The following is a 15,887-nucleotide window of genomic DNA, read 5'->3' as shown; positions in this document are numbered from 1 at the left end:
ACGTGGACCCCTACGCCGCTGTGGAGCCGACGATCCTTGAGCCCTCACTCGTGCGGTTCGTGGCCAAGCTGACCGCACCCGACCGACGGATAGCGCCCCTCGCAGAGCCAGCTAGACCCCGCGCCCCGGGTTCCAACATCCCCTGTGGGGGAAGTGGTCGACCCACCCCCGGCGCGGGCCAACCGCCCGCCCGTCGCGACAACCACGCCTGGCAGAGGCGACGCGCGGACACCGTCACCGGGAGTTCCGTCCTCGGTGACAGGACCCCGCCGTTCCGGGGGACGGCGGGGTTCGTGCTGTTCGGGAAAAGCCCGCTCCGCGCGCGTGTGGTCGTCGGAAGGGGTACACGCCAGTCCGTACCCCCGGCGTCGCCCGCTTCGCGCGCGGGAGGTCATCCGGTGTGGAACCGGCGCGGCTCCATCCGGTGCGGCAGGTTCAACCGCACACGGCGTTCCGCCTGTAGGACCTCCACCACGTCGAACACCCTCCGGTCGGGGTCGTGGCGGTCCAACCACGCCCGGCGCGCCGCCTTCCACTGGCGGTACGCCTCGTGTGTCCACTCCACCGACCCCGACGGATGAGGCTTCGTCAGGTCGGCCGACTCTCCATCCCCACCCGCCCAGTCCCGGGCATCGAAGACGGCCAGGTGCGGCGGCATCACCAGGCCCTCACCCCTGCGGCGGCGCCTCATGACGCCCTCGGCCCGTACACCCCGCGCACCGCCCGAACCTGCGGACGCTCGGCGCCGTCGTCCTCCTCACCCAAAGGCACCCGCAGGGCTACCAGCAACCGGGCCAACAGGATGCGCTGATTGCGCAGCTCCACCAACGCCGGATGCGTTCGCGTCTCCCCCAGACGCGAGGTGATCATGTTCCCTCGGCCTCAACCACCGAGGCCAGATCCGCGCACACACCGCACGTGCGCGCCGCCTGTTCCAACAGGCACAGCTCATGCTCGGCCAATTCGAGCTCATCGGTCACCGACCGCCACAGCGCCGTCCCAGCCTCGTTCAGGCCCTCCGGTGTGCCCACGGGGCACCTCCACATTCGCCCATCGGTTTCGCCCCTGAGAGAGGAACACGGTCAGGGGGGCTGCGGGGTCAGCCGTGGCCGCTGCCCGTGGGGGTGGCACCCCCCGGCCACGGGTGTGCGGCGCCCCGGGGCGCATCCCCCGGACCGTCCCCGGGTGTCCCGGTGCGGCGGGGAAGGAGGCACCTGTCCGCCGCACCGAGAGGCGTCCACCATGACCGCTCCGAGCTCGGTGCGGTACCACGTCGGACGCTGTGGGCTGGCATGCCCTACAGCCCTTCGACTACATTTAATCACATGGTTAAATCAGTTGATCAAGATTCGGTGGTCTGCGGTCTCGGCGACTGCGCGTCGGTGGTGACGCTGTGGGCCAAACACGATGGACGCGACGCCGGGTTCTGTTCTCCGGAGCACGAGCGCGCGGCGCGGGTGGCGCGACAGCGGCGGGTCCGGTGCGTGGTGTGTCGGGGCTGGTTCGCCTCACCCGAGCACGGACGGCGTCCGGTGTACTGTTCACCCTCGTGCGCGAAGGCGCGCGAGCGGGAGTTGGACCAGGCGGTCAAGGAATTGGCGCGCGACAGCAAGCCGAAGGACAGCGACCTCGGTGCCGCAGTCGAGCGCGCGGAGTTGCTGTACTCGGTGTGGCACGGACGCCACAGCGGCGGCGCGGTGCTGATCATGGCGGACCTGGTGGACCGGTACTGGCTGGCACAGCGGCCCCCGGCGCGCCGGGAACCTCCGTCGCAGGAGGCGCGCCGCGCGTGGCGACCCGCCTCACGACGCTGCACGCCAGGCGTGTCGAGATGGAGCGGGAGCGTCGGGCGCGTGAGCGCGAGGAAGCGGACCGGATCATCGACGCCCGCATCGCGGAGTACAAGGCGAACCAGGCCGCCGCTGACCAGGCGTGGCGGCGAGAGCTGACGAAGGAGAGCAGCGGTGAAGGGGACGACCGTCAGGAGTGGTAGGCCAACCCCGGGCGAGGTGACCGACGCCGTCCGGCGCCTGCTCGCACTCAGGCAAGCCGAGGAGATCATGGCGCGTGGTCCGTCGGCGGCGCGGGCGTTCCTGCGCAACGCGTCCGGGCGCACGGCCGAGCTCTCACAGCCTCGGCGAGCCCGACCACGGCCGAAGCGCCCCACGGTCGGATACCTGCCCGAGCCCGAGACCGACGGCCAGCCGTGGCGGCTATGACCTATCGGTCACCGAAGTCTTCCCGGTTGCTGTGGGTGATGACCGGCACCACGTTCGCCACGCTCGCCAGGGGTACATGTGTGGCGAGTGTGGCATCAGTTGGCGCACGTCCGGATTCTGATCACTGTGTGTCACCCTTGGTGGGGTCGATGGACCACACTGACGGGCGCCCCGGAGCGGGCGGCGTCGTCCTCACCCCGACCCGGCTCCGGGCGCGTTGAAGGGTCCGTTGGGCGATACCGTCCCGTCCGGCTGCCTTGTAGATCTCGGTGGCCGGAGCCTCACCCCCGACCGCCGGGTCGGTGAGGTAGGCGCGTAGCCACTCGGCCGCCTCATCCCGCTCGGTGCGGTCCTCACCGCTGGCCGTGTCGCCGAGCACGTCATCAACACCGCGCGCCGACTCGCCGAGGAACACCAGTCGCCCGACCCTGGTCTCTCCTTCGTCGGTGCGGACGGTCGCCTCTCGAACGACGTAGCGCAGGTGCGGCAGGTCCAGGCGACCAAGGTTGTTCTTGGCTTGGCTCATCACGCACGACCCGTCGTCGGCGTCGGGGTCACGCGCGACCGCCACCACCGCACGAGCCACAGCGGAGAACGCCCGTGACCCGGTGATGAGGTTGAGCGGGTCGCTACTGGCCGCCTTGTTGAAGTGAGAGAGTCCGACCACGGCGGCCCCGGTGTCGTCGGCGAGTTGGGTAAGCGGGTCGAGCGCGGTTCGCAACTCGCGGTCGCGGTGGGTGTCGATGGCGGACCCGATGACGCTCATGAGGGGGTCGAGCGCGAGCATGGCCACCCCCGTGCCCTTGATTTCCTCGGTCAGTTCGGTGTTGTCCCGGGGCAGGGTGAGCGGTTCCACTCCGCTCACCCGCTGGTCGTTGGTGATCCGCTCGGTACGGACGTCGGCCCGGTACACCATGTGCAGGTCGGCCCCGGCCGCCATGAGGCGGGGCACCACGGTATGCGCCCAGGAGTCCTCCGAAGCCGCGTAGATGACCGGGCGGGGGTGCCCGTGATGGATGCCGGGCAGCATCCCACGCGTGAGTTGGGCGGTGAGCCACACCAGAGCCAGCGACTTTCCGATGCCCTCGCGACCAGGGAGCAGGGTGAGGGCTCCGGCCGGTACCCGGTCCTGCCACATCCACCGGACCGGCCTCGGCTTGATCTGTGAGGCGGGGGTCAACCGAAGTCGTCGGGGAACGGGCGCGCCCTCTCGCGCGTGAGGTTGGAAGGGGTGCCCGAGGCGTTGCCGTCGTGGGCGGCCTCCATGTTCTCGCAGTGGCAGAACGGCGCGGGATCCATGTCCGTCATGTGGCCTCGCCTTCGGTTCTCAGTTCGGCTAGGGCTCGGGCGACGGCGGGACCGTGGCGCCGGGTATCAGCGTCCGCCCCGAGGCTGTCAGCGGCGGCGACCGCCGCACGGACGGGGTCTCCCTCGGGGAGGGCACGCCAGGCGAGTGACCTCGCGCGAGGCATACAGCACCCGGCCAACTTCCATCCCTCGGCGACGGTTCTCCATGCATCCGACCGAAGAGGTGCGCCGTTCTCAGCCCGTTCTTCACAGGGCATCGTCGGGGCCAACCAGTCGGCTGTTCTCCCAATCGATCACGTCCCTCATGCGGTAACGAACGTGCCGACCAATCTTCATGAACCGTGGCCCCTCGCCCCGGTGGTTCCACTGGTAGACGGTCGCGAGTGGAACCCCTTCCCGCTCCGCCAGCTCCTGCGGACTCAAGTGCTTGTCAGCCACGCTTCACCTCAGAATCAACGAATCTACAAACATGCATGTCGAACAGACGTTCATGATCTTGCGCCGCCTATGGGGACTTGTCAATGGTAGATGCGACGCCTACACTCGCCGATATGACAACTGAGACCGTGAGCGACATCGTCGCCTCCCGAATCCGCCACATCCGCACAAGCCAAGGAATGAAGGCCAGCACTCTGGCCGGTCGGTGCAGTGAGCTGGGAATGCCTCACCTGACCACGGCGACCATCAGCAACATCGAGACCGGGCGCAGGGACGCAGACGGGCGCCGTCGCAGGACCGTCAGCGTGGATGAACTGCTGACCCTCGCGCACGCCCTGAACGCCTCACCCGTTCACCTGCTGGTTCCCCCGGACGACGATGACGCCCCCTATCCGGTGACCCCAAAGGTCCGCATCCCTCGCAAGCTCGCACGCTGGTTCGTGCGAGGACTGGAGTCCCTCCCCGGCCAGAACTGGCGCCTGTTCGGTGTCGAAGGCCCTGCGGATGAAGTCGTCATCCGCGACGGCAAGAGCGATGAGTGGACCATCGGCCGCCGGTCCGACGGCGAGAGGAACCGGCATGCCGGTCGTTGACACCTGGCACCGGATGGAGAAGCAGTCGGACGGTTCCAAGAAGAAGGTCCGCAGCGCGAAGTACGGGCGCGGGAAGCGGTGGGCGGCCCGTTACCGAGACGAGAACGGCGACCAGAAGTCACCCACGTTCAAGACCAAGGCGGACGCCGAGGCGCACCTGAAGCGTGTTGAAGGCGACTTGCAGCGCGGGCAGTACATCGACCCCGCCGAAGGCAAGATCACCTTCGCGAAGTACTTCGAGGACTGGGCGAAGCGGCAGGTGTGGGCACCGGGTACCGATCGGGCGATGAGGCTCGCCGCGCGGTCGGTCACCTTCGGCGGGGTCCAACTCCGGGCGTTGCGACGGTCCCACCTGGAAGCGTGGGTCAAGGCCATGGAGACGGCCGACCGTGGCGAAGGCAAGCCCCGGGGTCTGGCGCCAGGAACCATCAAGACCCGGTTCACGAACGTGCGCGGCGTCCTCCGGTCAGCGGTGCGGGATCGGGTGATCGCCAACGACCCGAGCGAAGGTGTCACCCTGCCCCGCAGGCGTCGCGCCGAGGCCGCAATGACGCTTCCCACCAGCGATCAGGTGCGCGCCCTACTGGACAAGTCGGCCGACGTCTTCGGCGCGTTCGTGGCGCTGTGCGCCTTCGCCGGGTTGCGCCTCGGCGAGGCCGCTGCCCTGCGGGTCGATGACGTTGACTTCCTTCGCCGCACGCTCACGGTGCGGCGGCAGGTGCAGCGGGCCAACGGCGGGAAGGTGGACATCCGTCCTCCCAAGTACGGCAGTGAGCGCACGGTCTACCTGCCGGACGCCCTGCTCACGATCATCGCGCGGCACGTGGAACAGCACTGCCCCGGTGACGCTCCCGACCGGTGGCTGTTCCCGGGGGAGAACGGCAACCCCTGGCATCAGAACACGGTCGGCTACTACTGGCGCGCCACGCGCGCGGCGGCCGGACTCGGCGCTCTCAAGCTCCACGACCTCCGCCACTTCTACGCCTCCGGCCTCATCGCTCAGGGATGCGACGTGGTGACCGTTCAACGCGCGCTCGGACACAGCAGTGCATCCGTGACGCTGAACACCTACGCGCACCTGTGGCCGAGTGCGGAGGACCGGACGCGCACGGCGGCCGGTGCGATGCTCGCTGACACTCTCGCGCCAGCGAGCGGCACCAGCGCCGCAAGTGCGCCCAATGTGCGCCGGGGCTAGCCGCTTCGGACGTATTCGCAGGTGAACGGCTATGGGTTCCGCTGCCTCACACGTTGAAGCGGAACTCCACCACGTCGCCGTCGGCCATCACGTAGTCCTTGCCCTCCATGCGGACCCGGCCGGCGGCGCGGGCGGCCTGCATGTCGCCCGCCTCCACCAGGTCGTCGTAGGAGACCACCTCCGCCTTGATGAAGCCGCGCTGGAAGTCGGTGTGGATGACGCCGGCCGCCTCGGGGGCCGTCGCGCCCTTGCGCACGGTCCAGGCACGCGCCTCCTTCGGACCGGCGGTGAGGTAGGTCTGCAGGCCCAGGGTGTCGAAGCCGACCCGGGCCAGCTGGGCCAGGCCCGACTCCTCCTGGCCCATGGACTCCAGGAGCTCCTGCGCCTCCTCCTCGTCGTCGAGCTCGGCCAGCTCCGCCTCGATCTTGGCGTCGAGGAAGATCGCCTCGGCCGGGGCGACGAGCTCCTGGAGTTTCGCACGCAGGGCCTCGTCGGTCAGCTCGTCGCTGTCGAGGTTGAACACGTAGATGAACGGCTTGACGGTGAGCAGGCTGAGCTCACGCAGCCGGTGCGTGTCCAGGTCCTCGGCCGCGTAGAGGGAGGTGCCGCCGTCGAGGATCTCGCGGGCGGCCAGGGCCGTCCGCAGCAGCTCCTGGGCGTCCTTGTCCTTGGCGTTGCGCTTGGCGTCCTTCTCCAGCCGCGGGACCGCCTTCTCCAGGGTCTGGAGGTCGGCGAGGATCAGCTCGGTGTTGATGGTCTCGATGTCGCGCGAGGGTTCGATGTCTCCGTCGACGTGGGTGACGTCGGGGTCGTCGAAGACCCGGATCACCTGGCAGATGGCGTCGCTCTCACGGATGTTGGCGAGGAACTTGTTGCCCAGGCCCTCACCGGTCGAGGCGCCGCGCACGATGCCCGCGATGTCGACGAAGTCCACCGTGGCCGGGAGGACCTTGGCCGAACCGAAGATCTCGGCCAGGGCGGCGAGCCGGGAATCGGGCACGCCCACGACCCCGACATTGGGCTCGATGGTCGCGAACGGGTAGTTCGCGGCCAGAGCTTCGTTCTTGGTCAGCGCGTTGAAGAGGGTGGACTTGCCGACGTTGGGCAGGCCGACGATCCCGATAGACAGACTCACAAGCCCAGAGTCTATGCGGACCGGCGGGTGGGCCGATCCGCCGCGGTCCGGGAGCTGAGCCAATCGACGAAACGCACTGCGCAGGGGCCGCCACGCACAGTAGGTTCGAGACAGTCGCCGGAGTCCTGGGGCGGAGTGCGCACGGGGGCGCCGTGGCGGGGCGTCGCCCCGGTGTCGCGGGACGCCGAGCGGTCCGCTCCCCCATCCCCGTCCCACGACCCCGGGGGAGACAGGGGGAGACAACTGTGGTCAACGACCAGATACGCGCGCTCGTGCACCGCTATCCCATGGTGCGCTTCGCCACGCGCCAGATCCGCGTGCGCCTCCCCAGACGGTTGGGCGGGCTCGACCCGGCCAGGGTTCCGCCGTGGAACCGGGACCTGACCGTCGCCCTGCCCCGGCTGGACGGAGAGGCGCCCGCCACCGGACCGGACAGCATCGCGCTGCGTCTGCCCGGCGATCTCACCGTCCCCCGGCGCCTGGCCGCGTCGGGCTTCACCCGGCACGAGCCCGACAGTCTCGCCTGCTTCCTGGCGATGCTCGACCACGCCCCGCCCGGCGCGGTCCTCGACGTGGGCTCCGGGGTGGGCGTGTACTCGATCCTGGCCAGCGCGCGCACGGAGCGCCCGGTCTTCGCCTTCGAGCCCACCCCGGAGATCGCCTCGGCCGCACGCGTGGTGTCCCGGAGCGCCGACCTGGGCTTCACGGTCGTGGAGCTGGCGCTGAGCAACCACAACGGCACCGCCCACCTGCGCCGGGCCCAGCACAACGACATGTGCAACACGATCGTCCACACCTCGCGCGCCGACCTGGCGCACATCCCGGTGGCCGTGGTGACCCTGTGCCGGTGGAACGAGGAGGCGTCGGTCCGGCCGTCGGTGCTGAAGGTGGACACGGCGGGCACGGAACCGGACGTGGTGGCGGGCGGACTGGAGGTCCTTCGGCGCCACCGGCCCTGGATGCTGGTGAAGGTGCGCCCGGACCGGGGGCTGGAGGAGCGGCTGATGGCGCTGCTCGACCCGCTGGAGTACACGTGGTACCCGGTGAGCGGTCCACCGCCCTACAGTGCGCGCGCGGAGATCGCGGGGCGGGCGTCACCGGCCTGGGAGCGGATGTGGATGTTCACCCCCTCTCCGGCCCCGGACGCGCTCTGGACCTCGGTCAACGCGTGGCGGAGCGCCCTGGCGGCATGCTCGCCCGGGGCACGCGGCAGGCCGTGAGCAGGGGAGCGGTGGTGGACGGCGGGCCGGGGCGGCGGGCGGGTCGGACCGCGCAGGAGGGGCGGCCCCGTCGCGATGAGCGGGCCCACCGGGAGCAGTGGGTCCGCGCTGACCGGACCGCGACCCCGCTTCACCGCCGCCATCGACATCCAGCTCCAGTGGCTCTACGACCCTGAATCGGTGGACATGCCGGTCTTGGTGGTACTCCTCACCGATGTCCCGCGTGGCGTGCCTCCGGATTCCGGCCGCTCCTGACACCATGGGCGACATGGACGCCCTCGTTCCCGTTCTCGTACTCCTCATCGGTCTGGTCATCGGGCTCGCGGTCGGTTGGGCTCTGGCCCGAGGCCGTTCGGCCGAGGACCGCGCGGACGCCCGCGCGGCCGAGGAACGCGCCGCCTACGTCGAGGAACAGCTGGCCGACCGGTTCCGCGCGCTCTCGGCGCAAGCGCTGGACCAGACCAATCAGCGCTTCCTCGAACTGGCCGAGGGCCGACTGCGCGCGGTCAGCGCCGAGGCCGGGGGCGACCTCGACGAGCGGCGCCGCGCGGTGGAGCGCATGGTCGAACCGCTGGCCTCCACGCTCAGCCGGGTGGAGACGCAGCTGCGCGAGGCGGACGCCGGGAGGGTCGCCGCCCACGCCGAACTCGCCAAGCAGGTCGAGCTGGTACGGGAGGGCTCCGAGCGCCTGCGGGACCAGACGCGGGCGCTGGTGACCGCGCTGAGGCGACCGGAGGCGCGCGGGCGGTGGGGCGAACTGCAACTGCGCAGGGTGGCGGAGCTGGCCGGAATGGCCGCGCACTGCGACTTCGACGAACAGGCGAGCACGGGCGACGGCGCCCTGCGACCGGACATGGTGGTGCGCCTCGCGGGCGGCAAGAACGTCGTCGTGGACGCCAAGGTCCCGCTGGCCGCCTACCTGGACGCGGTCGAGGCCGAGGACGAGGCGCTCTCGCAGGAGCGGATGCGCGCCCACGCCAGGCAGCTGCGCACGCACGTCGGCCAGCTGGCGGCGAAGTCGTACTGGGCGGCCTTCGCCCCGGCTCCGGAGTTCGTCGTGCTGTTCGTTCCCGGGGAGGCGTTTTTTGGCCCCCGCTCTGGAACACGACCCCGGCCTGTTGGAGCACGCGATGGCGCGACGGGTGCACATCGCCACCCCGACGACGCTGATCTCCCTGCTGCGCACCGCGCAGTACGCGTGGCAGCAGGAGGCGCTGAGCGAGAACGCGCGGGAGGTGTTCGAGCTGGGCAAGCTGCTGCACGGCCGCCTCAGCACGTTGGGCGGGCACGTGGAGGGTCTGGGCCGGGCACTGGGCAGGACGGTGAGCGCGTACAACCAGACAGTGGGCTCCCTGGAGAGTCGGGTCCTGGTGACGGCCCGCCGGTTCAACGAACTCGGGTTGGTGGACGGCGAGCTGGAACGGCCTCCGGGCGTGGCGGAGTTCCCACGCACCGTGACCGCGCCCGAACTGTCCGCACCTGAAATGGTTGAATAAGGAATGTCCGCCATCGGGCGCGTCACCGTCCGCGACAGAATTCGGCGCGGGGTGAACACGAAGCGGAGGCAGTCCGACATGGATCCAGAAGATACCGTTCACGCGGTGTGGCACCGGATCCAGGCGGAACCATCACGCCCCATCCCGGTGTCCAACGGGTGGAAGACGTGTTCGTCGCGGATGGGGCAACCAGCCGAAATGGCGACACGATCCAAGGAAAAGTCACCGAAGTCTCACGTGAAGTGACACACTGAACACTGTGAGTAACACACTTGGGAGGCGCACGGTCATGCCCCCGCGGAAGGCGGATGGTCCGAGGCCCGGACACGCACCGCACTTCGTACGGCCCCGCGGCCGCGGACGGGACGTCCCTCGCGCCACGAAAACCAACCGTACGGATCCACCGCCCTCGGCGGCCACGAGGCGTCCGCCCCGCCTGACCGGCCGGGGCGGGGTGCTGCTGATCTGCGTCCTCAGCTTCGCCGGGACGATGATCGCGCACTGGACGTCCGCTCCCGCGGCCCCGGGACTGGCCTTCACCACCGCGTGTCTGGTCACCGCGTCGCTGGTCCGGCCGAGTGACCTGCTGTCGCTGTCGGTCAGCCCGCCCATCGCCTACTTCGTCGCCGTGACCGCCGCCGAGAGCCTGATCGCGCTGGGCAACGAGGGCTTCGCGCGCGTGCTCACGCTGGGACTGGCCTCGCGCCTGGCGGAGGTGGCCCCGTGGCTGTTCCTGGGCACGGCGCTGGTCCTGGTGATCGGGGTGTTCCGCGGGCTGCCCGGCAACATCCGCGAGCTGAGCGACGACTTCAACGGTCGGCGGTAGCACCGCCCGACGAGGCCTGCGCGCAGGCGGGCAGACGCCTAGAAGGGGGCGTCACCGTTCTCGGTAGCGCTTCCCTCGCGTTCGTCCATGGCGGCGGCCAACCTGGCGCGAGCTCCCTCCAGCCACTGTTCGCACACGCGCGCCAACTCCTCGCCGCGCTCCCACAGCGCCAGGGAGTCCTTGAGGCTGAGACCGCCCGACTCCAGTCGGCGGACGACGTCGTTCAACTCCTCCCGGCTCTCCTCGTAGCTGAGCTCGGGCTCGGTGTTCGCCCTGTCCTGGTCATCGACCCGTTTCGCCATGCCTACTCCCCCTCGGTCGTGTGCTCGGTGCCGTCCGTGCGCTCGGTGTCTTCGGTTCGCTCGGGGACCTCGGTGTGGATCGCGGCCACGGTCGCCGTCAGGCTGTCCCCGGCGAAGCGCACGCGCAGGGACTCCCCCACACTCGGCTCGGCCGCGGACCGGACCACCGACCCGTCCGCGCGCTGCACGATGGCGTAGCCCCGCGCCAGAGTGGTGGCCGGAGACAGGGCGTGCAGGCGGGCACGCGTGTGCACGAGGTTCTCCCGCGCCCGGTCCAGGGAGACGGTCAGGCTCCGACGGGCGCGGTCGCGCAGTTCCAGGACCTGTTCGGTGAGGCGGTCGACCTCGCGGACGGGGCTGGCCAGCGCCGGACGCGAACGGACGCCCCGCAACCAGGCGAGTTCGCGCTCCACACCGCCCTGGATGACCCGGCGGCCCCGGTCGCGCAGCTGGCGGACGATCTCCAACTGCTCCCCCACGTCGGGGACGGTCCGCTTGGCCGCGTCGGTGGGCGTGGAGGCGCGCAGGTCGGCGACGTGGTCGAGTAGCGGGGCGTCCTGCTCGTGCCCGATCGCGCTCACCACCGGTGTCCCCGCGGCGGCCACCGCCCGGACCAGCGCCTCGTCGGAGAACGGCAGCAGGTCCTCCAGGGATCCGCCGCCGCGTGCGATGACGATGACGTCGACGTCCGGGTGCGAGTCCAGGTCCTTGAGCGCCTCCATGACCTCGCGGACGGCCCGGTCCCCCTGCACGGCGACGGGACGGACCTCGAAGCGCACCGCGGGCCAGCGGCGGCGGCCGTTCTCCAGCACGTCCCTCTCCGCCGCCGAGTCGCGGCCGCAGATGAGGCCGACCGTGTTGGGCAGGAACGGCAGGGGGCGCTTGCGTTCGGCGGCGAACAGGCCCTCGGCGGTCAGGGTGCGGCGCAGCTGTTCAAGCCGGGCCAGCAGCTCACCGAGGCCGACGTGGCGGATCTCCAGCGCACGCAGCGAGAAGGTGCCGCGCACCTCGTAGAAGTCGGGTTTGGCGTGCACGACGACGCGCGCCCCGGCCTCGGGCGGCGGGCTCTGCGCGTCCAGGACCGAGGTCTGGCACACCACGCGCACGGACACGTTGGCGACGGGGTCGCGCAACGTCAGATAGGCCATGCGGCCACGCCGGTTGAGCTCGGCGATCTGGCCCTCGACCCAGATCCGGCCCAGTCGGTTGATCCAGTTGCCGACGGCGCTCAGCACGACGCGTACCGGCTGCGGCGCCTCGGCGGAACTCTCCATCCCCATACCGATCGACCCTACGGGAGTCCGCCGACAACCCCGCACGACGCGGCGCGGGGCAAAGACGGACCCTCAATCGACGAGACGGAAAGTCCAGCCCCCGCCACCAGGAGAGCGGGAACCGTTGAGCGCCGAGTCGGGCGACGGCTTCGACGCGACGATCCACGCGCCCCAGCGGTCGCGGATCCGCGTCATGCTCGACGCGACCGCCCGGGACCGGGGGGTGAGCGCGTCGGCACTCAGCGAGCACGTGGGCGTCCCGAGGGAGAACGGCTGCCTCGACCGGAGCAGGGCCGCGCGGGATCGCCCACAGCGCGCGTGGTCCTCCCTCAGCAGGGAGGGGCAGGCCGCCTACCGCGCACACGTCGCCGCGCTGCCCGCGAGCACGGGTGCCTGAGCGCGTCCCCGGCGGGGCCGTCGGAACCACGGGGCGGCCCCGCCGCGACGGGAGCGGTCACTCGGCGGACTCCAGCTTGGCGATGCGGTTGTCGTACATCTTGATGAACTCGGGGCGACCCTGGTGCGCGACCTCGTAGGCGCGCAGGTCACGGACCTGGACGATGGTGAGCTTGCGCAGGCGGGCACGGATCGAGGGCAGCGTGAGGTCGTCGTAGGCGGGGACGGCGAGCTCGTCCGCGCTGGGGGCCGCCTCCTTGCGGACCCGCTCCAGGACCTCGTCGCTGGCGACCTCGGTACGGGCCTCGGCGACCGCGAGCTCCTCGGCGATCTGCGCGGTCTGGTCCCGCAGGTCGGCCGTCGCGGGGACCGCGGGCTCGGGCGAGGTCTTCTCGGAGGCCGGAGCGTCGCCGGCCGCCTCGGGCTCGGTGGCGGTCTCCCCTGAGACGGCCACGGACTCGGAAGCCTCGCTCGCGGGGGGCGTCGCGGCGGCCGGGGTCTCCTGCGGCTCGGCGCTGCGGGGCGCGGCGGGCCCGGCCGCCTTCGCGGGGCCGGTGGCGGGCATGGCCTCCTTGCGCCCGAAAATCCCCTTGATCAGGGTCAGCAGCTTCGTGGCGACGGTCGGATTCGACATAGGACGGGGGCTCCTGATGATCTCGGCGGGTGGGCGAGCGGCGCGCGTCCAGTAAACCGGCAAGGCCGTGTTGGGGGCGAACCGCCGATCGGAATGGTGAACCAGGATAGATGAGGGAGGATCACCATGAGCAGGGGATAAGTGAACGATTTCACCACGTCGCGGGAGAACCGGCGACGATTCGCCCTGCCGTCCGCTCCGCCCGTCCCTCCGCGGCCCCGACCGTTCCGGCGCCGGATATGTCCATGTCAGTGCCCTCCCCCACATCCGCCCCGGCAACCGCTCAGGACACCTAGGATGGAGGACATGACTGCGACGACGACTGCGACGAACCAACGCCGTGTCCTGCTCGCCAACCCCCGCGGATACTGCGCCGGTGTCGACCGCGCGGTCATCACCGTCGAGAAGGCCCTGGAGCAGTACGGCGCACCGATCTACGTGCGCAAGCAGATCGTGCACAACACCCACGTGGTGCGCACTCTGGAGGAGCGCGGCGCGATCTTCGTCGAGGAGACCGAGGAGGTGCCCGAGGGCGCCATCGTCGTCTTCTCCGCGCACGGTGTGTCCCCCGCCGTCCACGAGCAGGCCGAGCAGCGCAGGCTCAAGACCATCGACGCCACCTGCCCGCTCGTGACCAAGGTCCACAAGGAGGCCAAGCGTTTCGCGTCCGAGGATCGGGACATCATCCTCATCGGCCACATCGGCCACGAGGAGGTCGAGGGCACCAGCGGTGAGGCCCCCGAGCACATCCAGATCGTGGAGAGCCCGGACGAGGTGGACAAGGTCCAGGTCCGGAACCCGGACAACGTCTCCTGGCTTTCTCAGACCACGCTGTCCGTCGACGAGACCACGCAGACCGTCAACGCGCTCCGCGACCGGTTCCCCAACCTGCTCGACCCGCCCAGCGACGACATCTGCTACGCCACGTCCAACCGCCAGGACGCGGTCAAGGCCATGGCCCCCGAGTGCGAGCTCGTCATCGTGGTCGGCTCCGACAACTCGTCGAACTCGGTCCGACTGGTCGAGGTCGCCCTCGACGCCGGCGCCGACGCCGCCCACCTCATCGACAACGCCTCGCTCATGGACGACGCCTGGTTGGAGGGCGTGACCACGGTCGGCGTCACCAGCGGCGCCTCCGTGCCGGACATCCTGGTCCGCGAGCTGCTCGACAGGCTGTCCGCGCGCGGCTACGGCTCGGTCACCCCGGTGACCACCGCCGACGAGACGCTGACCTTCTCCCTTCCCAAGGAGCTGCGCCGCGACCTGCGCGCCGAGTAGTCCGGGCCCCGAACTCGGGTTCCAGTGGTGGTCGCGGCACCCCGACTCTCAGGGGGTCGCGACCACCGTGCCGTTCACCGGAGCAGGGAGCAGCAGCCCGCCTCCGAGGGCTCGGACAGCCGGGAACACGCCGCTCAGGCTCCTCCGGCTCCTCGTACGCGTCGCCACCGTCGTCGACCGCGCCCTCGGTGGGTTGGCCCTCCGCGTCGGCCGCACCGGTTCCGTCCGTCTCCTGGCCGCTGGTGCCGGTCTCCAGCCCCTCGGCCAGGTGGACGAACTCGTCGACCTCCGCGCTGCCCGCGACGATCAAAGTGACGCCCTCCTCGTACAGGACGAGCGCGCCCCAGTCGTCGGACTCGTAGTGGTCCCATTCGCGTCCGCCCACCGCGACCGTGCCGACCTCCTGCGCGTCGCGGACCTGCTCGGCCACGAACCCGTCCGGATCGGCGTCGCTCTGGACCAGCCTGGCGTGGCTGTCCGCCGCCGTGGCGAAGCCCACGCTCCACTCGACGGGACCGGTCGTGTCGAGGTTCGAACTGGTGGGCGTCCACCCCTGGGCAGGAAGGTCCTCGGACGGAACGGTCACCGGGTAGTCGGCCGCCTCGCGCAGGACGTCGACGTCGGGCCGGTAGTCCACGGTCGGGATGCGCTCACCGGAGCGGGTGGATACCACGAACGCCATCACCAGGAGGATGCCGACGACGATCCCCAGCGAGATGGCGTAGTTGACGAAGGTCGCGTTGGACCTGCTGTTCTCACTCATGACGCACCCCAGCTTGCCGCAGGTCCCGGACCTCTCCGACCCGGGGGCGGTTCGACCCCGCCGTCACTCCCGGCGTCCGGGCTCCAGCTTGGTGAGCAGACTCGTGATGTCGTCGGCCAGAGCGCGCGCGTCCCCGTCCTCACGGCGCACGACCTCGGCCACGGCCAGCAGCATCGCGCCGCTCACCACGATCAGCAGCGCCTCGTCCACCGGCTCGTCCGCCTTGCGGAACAGCGCCACGTTGCGGTCGGTCCACTGGGTGAGCCGCGCGCGCAGCTGGTAGTCGAACCCGGGAGGGCCGTCTCCGCTGAAGAACAGCCGCGCCGTGTCCCGCTCCTCGATGCATCCCAACAGGTAGGCGCGGGCCGCGATGTTCATCAGCCGTGCGGGGTCGCTCTCACCGGCGGCGCGGGCGTCCACCACGGCCTGGTGGGTGCGCTCCTGCTGACGCTGCTGGAACTCCTCGTACAGGGCCAGGTACAGGTCGGCCTTGCCCGTGAAGTGGTGGTACAGGCTGCCGACGCTGGCGCCCGCCACGGCGACGACCTGGCTCACGCCCGCCTTCGCGAAGCCCACGGTGTTGAAGACCTCGGCCGCCGCCCCGAGCAGAGCACTACGGGTGGCCGCGCCACGCGGGGACACCGCGCGGGCTTGTCCGTCTTGTCCACTGTCATGCCCTCACTCCAGTCCACGTGCCGCCAGACTAGACGGTACCGGGCGGGTCGCGGACACCGTCATCTGGTGAGGCGCACCCACAGCAGCCGAGGGTCACGTCGGGTGACTACCCTGGGTGCCAAAGCCCCGCCCCGA

The 15,887-nt window shown here is 70.5% G+C and carries 19 protein-coding genes and 3 pseudogenes; 10 read left to right on the top strand and 12 right to left on the bottom strand.

Annotation, left to right across the window (positions count from 1 at the left end):
- Positions 1 to 391 precede the first annotated feature (391 nt).
- From BJF83_RS07505 to BJF83_RS28645, 3 genes are read right to left on the bottom strand one after another with little or no spacing between them, the layout of a single operon-like run.
- The gene (locus tag BJF83_RS07505; RefSeq protein ID WP_075925717.1) at positions 392 to 691 is read right to left on the bottom strand and encodes a hypothetical protein; all 300 of its coding nucleotides are present in this window, start codon (positions 689 to 691) and stop codon (positions 392 to 394) included.
- Positions 688 to 870 (bottom strand): hypothetical protein, encoded by a 183-nt coding sequence (locus BJF83_RS07500; protein WP_262391383.1) that lies wholly within the window; start codon positions 868 to 870, stop codon positions 688 to 690. The genes BJF83_RS07505 and BJF83_RS07500 overlap by 4 nt, the downstream gene beginning before the upstream one ends.
- Positions 867 to 1,031 (bottom strand): hypothetical protein, encoded by a 165-nt coding sequence (locus tag BJF83_RS28645; protein ID WP_262391382.1) that lies wholly within the window; start codon positions 1,029 to 1,031, stop codon positions 867 to 869. The genes BJF83_RS07500 and BJF83_RS28645 overlap by 4 nt, the downstream gene beginning before the upstream one ends.
- A 758-nt stretch (positions 1,032 to 1,789) precedes the next feature.
- Between BJF83_RS28645 and BJF83_RS07490 the strand changes: the two genes are divergently transcribed.
- Positions 1,790 to 1,993, top strand: coding sequence for a hypothetical protein (locus BJF83_RS07490; RefSeq protein ID WP_075925715.1), 204 nt, complete (start codon positions 1,790 to 1,792; stop codon positions 1,991 to 1,993).
- A 16-nt stretch (positions 1,994 to 2,009) separates the two neighbouring features.
- Complete coding sequence (locus BJF83_RS07485; RefSeq protein ID WP_075925714.1) at positions 2,010 to 2,219, top strand: hypothetical protein; 210 nt, start codon at positions 2,010 to 2,012, stop codon at positions 2,217 to 2,219.
- 121 nt (positions 2,220 to 2,340) lie between these two features.
- Here BJF83_RS07485 and BJF83_RS07480 read toward each other — a convergent pair whose 3' ends face one another.
- The 3 genes from BJF83_RS07480 to BJF83_RS07475 form a co-directional block, all read right to left on the bottom strand.
- Positions 2,341 to 3,399: an AAA family ATPase gene (locus BJF83_RS07480; RefSeq protein WP_075925713.1), complete on the bottom strand. Its 1,059-nt coding sequence runs from the start codon at positions 3,397 to 3,399 to the stop codon at positions 2,341 to 2,343.
- Positions 3,396 to 3,527, bottom strand: a complete 132-nt coding sequence (locus BJF83_RS28640; protein WP_262391381.1) for a hypothetical protein — start codon at positions 3,525 to 3,527, stop codon at positions 3,396 to 3,398. The genes BJF83_RS07480 and BJF83_RS28640 overlap by 4 nt, the downstream gene beginning before the upstream one ends.
- A 246-nt stretch (positions 3,528 to 3,773) precedes the next feature.
- Positions 3,774 to 3,965, bottom strand: coding sequence for an AlpA family transcriptional regulator (locus BJF83_RS07475; protein WP_075925712.1), 192 nt, complete (start codon positions 3,963 to 3,965; stop codon positions 3,774 to 3,776).
- A 305-nt stretch (positions 3,966 to 4,270) separates the two neighbouring features.
- On the opposite strand from BJF83_RS07475, the gene BJF83_RS07470 reads away from it, so the two are divergent.
- On the top strand, positions 4,271 to 4,558 hold the full coding sequence (locus BJF83_RS07470; protein WP_143831819.1) for a hypothetical protein: 288 nt from the start codon (positions 4,271 to 4,273) through the stop codon (positions 4,556 to 4,558).
- Positions 4,545 to 5,753, top strand: a complete 1,209-nt coding sequence (locus BJF83_RS07465; protein WP_262391380.1) for a site-specific integrase — start codon at positions 4,545 to 4,547, stop codon at positions 5,751 to 5,753. Before BJF83_RS07470 ends, BJF83_RS07465 begins: the two co-directional genes overlap by 14 nt.
- Before the next feature lie 46 nt (positions 5,754 to 5,799).
- Here the strand turns inward: BJF83_RS07465 and ychF are convergent, their stop codons facing one another.
- Positions 5,800 to 6,888 (bottom strand): redox-regulated ATPase YchF, encoded by a 1,089-nt coding sequence (gene ychF / locus BJF83_RS07460; protein WP_075925710.1) that lies wholly within the window; start codon positions 6,886 to 6,888, stop codon positions 5,800 to 5,802.
- Positions 6,889 to 7,133: 245 nt separating this feature from the next.
- On the opposite strand from ychF, the gene BJF83_RS07455 reads away from it, so the two are divergent.
- The 4 genes and pseudogenes from BJF83_RS07455 (at position 7,134) to BJF83_RS07440 (ending at position 10,430) form a co-directional block, all read left to right on the top strand.
- On the top strand, positions 7,134 to 8,108 hold the full coding sequence (locus BJF83_RS07455; protein ID WP_075925709.1) for an FkbM family methyltransferase: 975 nt from the start codon (positions 7,134 to 7,136) through the stop codon (positions 8,106 to 8,108).
- A 75-nt stretch (positions 8,109 to 8,183) separates the two neighbouring features.
- Positions 8,184 to 8,363 (top strand): hypothetical protein, encoded by a 180-nt coding sequence (locus BJF83_RS07450; protein ID WP_075925708.1) that lies wholly within the window; start codon positions 8,184 to 8,186, stop codon positions 8,361 to 8,363.
- 13 nt (positions 8,364 to 8,376) lie between these two features.
- A pseudogene (locus tag BJF83_RS07445) lies at positions 8,377 to 9,604 on the top strand (DNA recombination protein RmuC).
- Positions 9,605 to 9,893: 289 nt separating this feature from the next.
- On the top strand, positions 9,894 to 10,430 hold the full coding sequence (locus tag BJF83_RS07440; RefSeq protein WP_075925707.1) for a DUF6542 domain-containing protein: 537 nt from the start codon (positions 9,894 to 9,896) through the stop codon (positions 10,428 to 10,430).
- A 38-nt stretch (positions 10,431 to 10,468) separates the two neighbouring features.
- Here BJF83_RS07440 and BJF83_RS07435 read toward each other — a convergent pair whose 3' ends face one another.
- Together BJF83_RS07435 and xseA are read right to left on the bottom strand one after the other, a co-directional pair.
- Positions 10,469 to 10,732, bottom strand: a complete 264-nt coding sequence (locus BJF83_RS07435) for an exodeoxyribonuclease VII small subunit (RefSeq protein ID WP_075925706.1) — start codon at positions 10,730 to 10,732, stop codon at positions 10,469 to 10,471.
- A gap of 2 nt (positions 10,733 to 10,734) precedes the next feature.
- Entirely contained in the window at positions 10,735 to 12,012 is a 1,278-nt protein-coding gene (xseA, locus tag BJF83_RS07430; RefSeq protein WP_262391379.1) for an exodeoxyribonuclease VII large subunit, read from the bottom strand.
- A 118-nt stretch (positions 12,013 to 12,130) separates the two neighbouring features.
- Here xseA and BJF83_RS07425 point away from each other — a divergent pair, with 118 nt between their 5' ends.
- Complete coding sequence (locus BJF83_RS07425; RefSeq protein ID WP_075925705.1) at positions 12,131 to 12,403, top strand: hypothetical protein; 273 nt, start codon at positions 12,131 to 12,133, stop codon at positions 12,401 to 12,403.
- 57 nt (positions 12,404 to 12,460) lie between these two features.
- Here the strand turns inward: BJF83_RS07425 and BJF83_RS07420 are convergent, their stop codons facing one another.
- A complete protein-coding gene (locus tag BJF83_RS07420) occupies positions 12,461 to 13,036 on the bottom strand; it encodes a hypothetical protein (protein ID WP_075925704.1) in 576 nt (191 codons plus the stop codon).
- A gap of 306 nt (positions 13,037 to 13,342) precedes the next feature.
- On the opposite strand from BJF83_RS07420, the gene BJF83_RS07415 reads away from it, so the two are divergent.
- The gene (locus BJF83_RS07415; RefSeq protein WP_075925722.1) at positions 13,343 to 14,314 is read left to right on the top strand and encodes a 4-hydroxy-3-methylbut-2-enyl diphosphate reductase; all 972 of its coding nucleotides are present in this window, start codon (positions 13,343 to 13,345) and stop codon (positions 14,312 to 14,314) included.
- A gap of 211 nt (positions 14,315 to 14,525) precedes the next feature.
- Here BJF83_RS07415 and BJF83_RS28635 read toward each other — a convergent pair.
- Positions 14,526 to 15,077: pseudogene (locus BJF83_RS28635) on the bottom strand (DUF4245 domain-containing protein); the annotation flags it as partial.
- 63 nt (positions 15,078 to 15,140) lie between these two features.
- A pseudogene (locus BJF83_RS07405) lies at positions 15,141 to 15,745 on the bottom strand (TetR/AcrR family transcriptional regulator).
- Positions 15,746 to 15,887 lie beyond the last annotated feature (142 nt).

It is taken from the genome of Nocardiopsis sp. CNR-923 (assembly GCF_001942255.1).
Classification (GTDB): domain Bacteria; phylum Actinomycetota; class Actinomycetes; order Streptosporangiales; family Streptosporangiaceae; genus Nocardiopsis.
Note: the sequence above shows the minus strand (reverse complement) of the source record. Positions and strands in the feature narration are given on the sequence as shown.

Excerpts from the sequence above, each read along its gene's own strand:
- BJF83_RS07505 (WP_075925717.1), bottom strand. The coding sequence starts at position 691 with ATGAGGCGCCGCCGCAGGGGTGAGGGCCTGGTGATGCCGCCGCACCTG.
- BJF83_RS07500 (WP_262391383.1), bottom strand. The coding sequence starts at position 870 with ATGATCACCTCGCGTCTGGGGGAGACGCGAACGCATCCGGCGTTGGTG.
- BJF83_RS28640 (WP_262391381.1), bottom strand. The coding sequence starts at position 3,527 with ATGACGGACATGGATCCCGCGCCGTTCTGCCACTGCGAGAACATGGAG.
- BJF83_RS07465 (WP_262391380.1), top strand. The coding sequence starts at position 4,545 with ATGCCGGTCGTTGACACCTGGCACCGGATGGAGAAGCAGTCGGACGGT.
- BJF83_RS07450 (WP_075925708.1), top strand. The coding sequence starts at position 8,184 with ATGAGCGGGCCCACCGGGAGCAGTGGGTCCGCGCTGACCGGACCGCGA.
- BJF83_RS07440 (WP_075925707.1), top strand. The coding sequence starts at position 9,894 with ATGCCCCCGCGGAAGGCGGATGGTCCGAGGCCCGGACACGCACCGCAC.
- BJF83_RS07435 (WP_075925706.1), bottom strand. The coding sequence starts at position 10,732 with ATGGCGAAACGGGTCGATGACCAGGACAGGGCGAACACCGAGCCCGAG.
- xseA (WP_262391379.1), bottom strand. The coding sequence starts at position 12,012 with ATGGGGATGGAGAGTTCCGCCGAGGCGCCGCAGCCGGTACGCGTCGTG.
- BJF83_RS07420 (WP_075925704.1), bottom strand. The coding sequence starts at position 13,036 with ATGTCGAATCCGACCGTCGCCACGAAGCTGCTGACCCTGATCAAGGGG.
- BJF83_RS07415 (WP_075925722.1), top strand. The coding sequence starts at position 13,343 with ATGACTGCGACGACGACTGCGACGAACCAACGCCGTGTCCTGCTCGCC.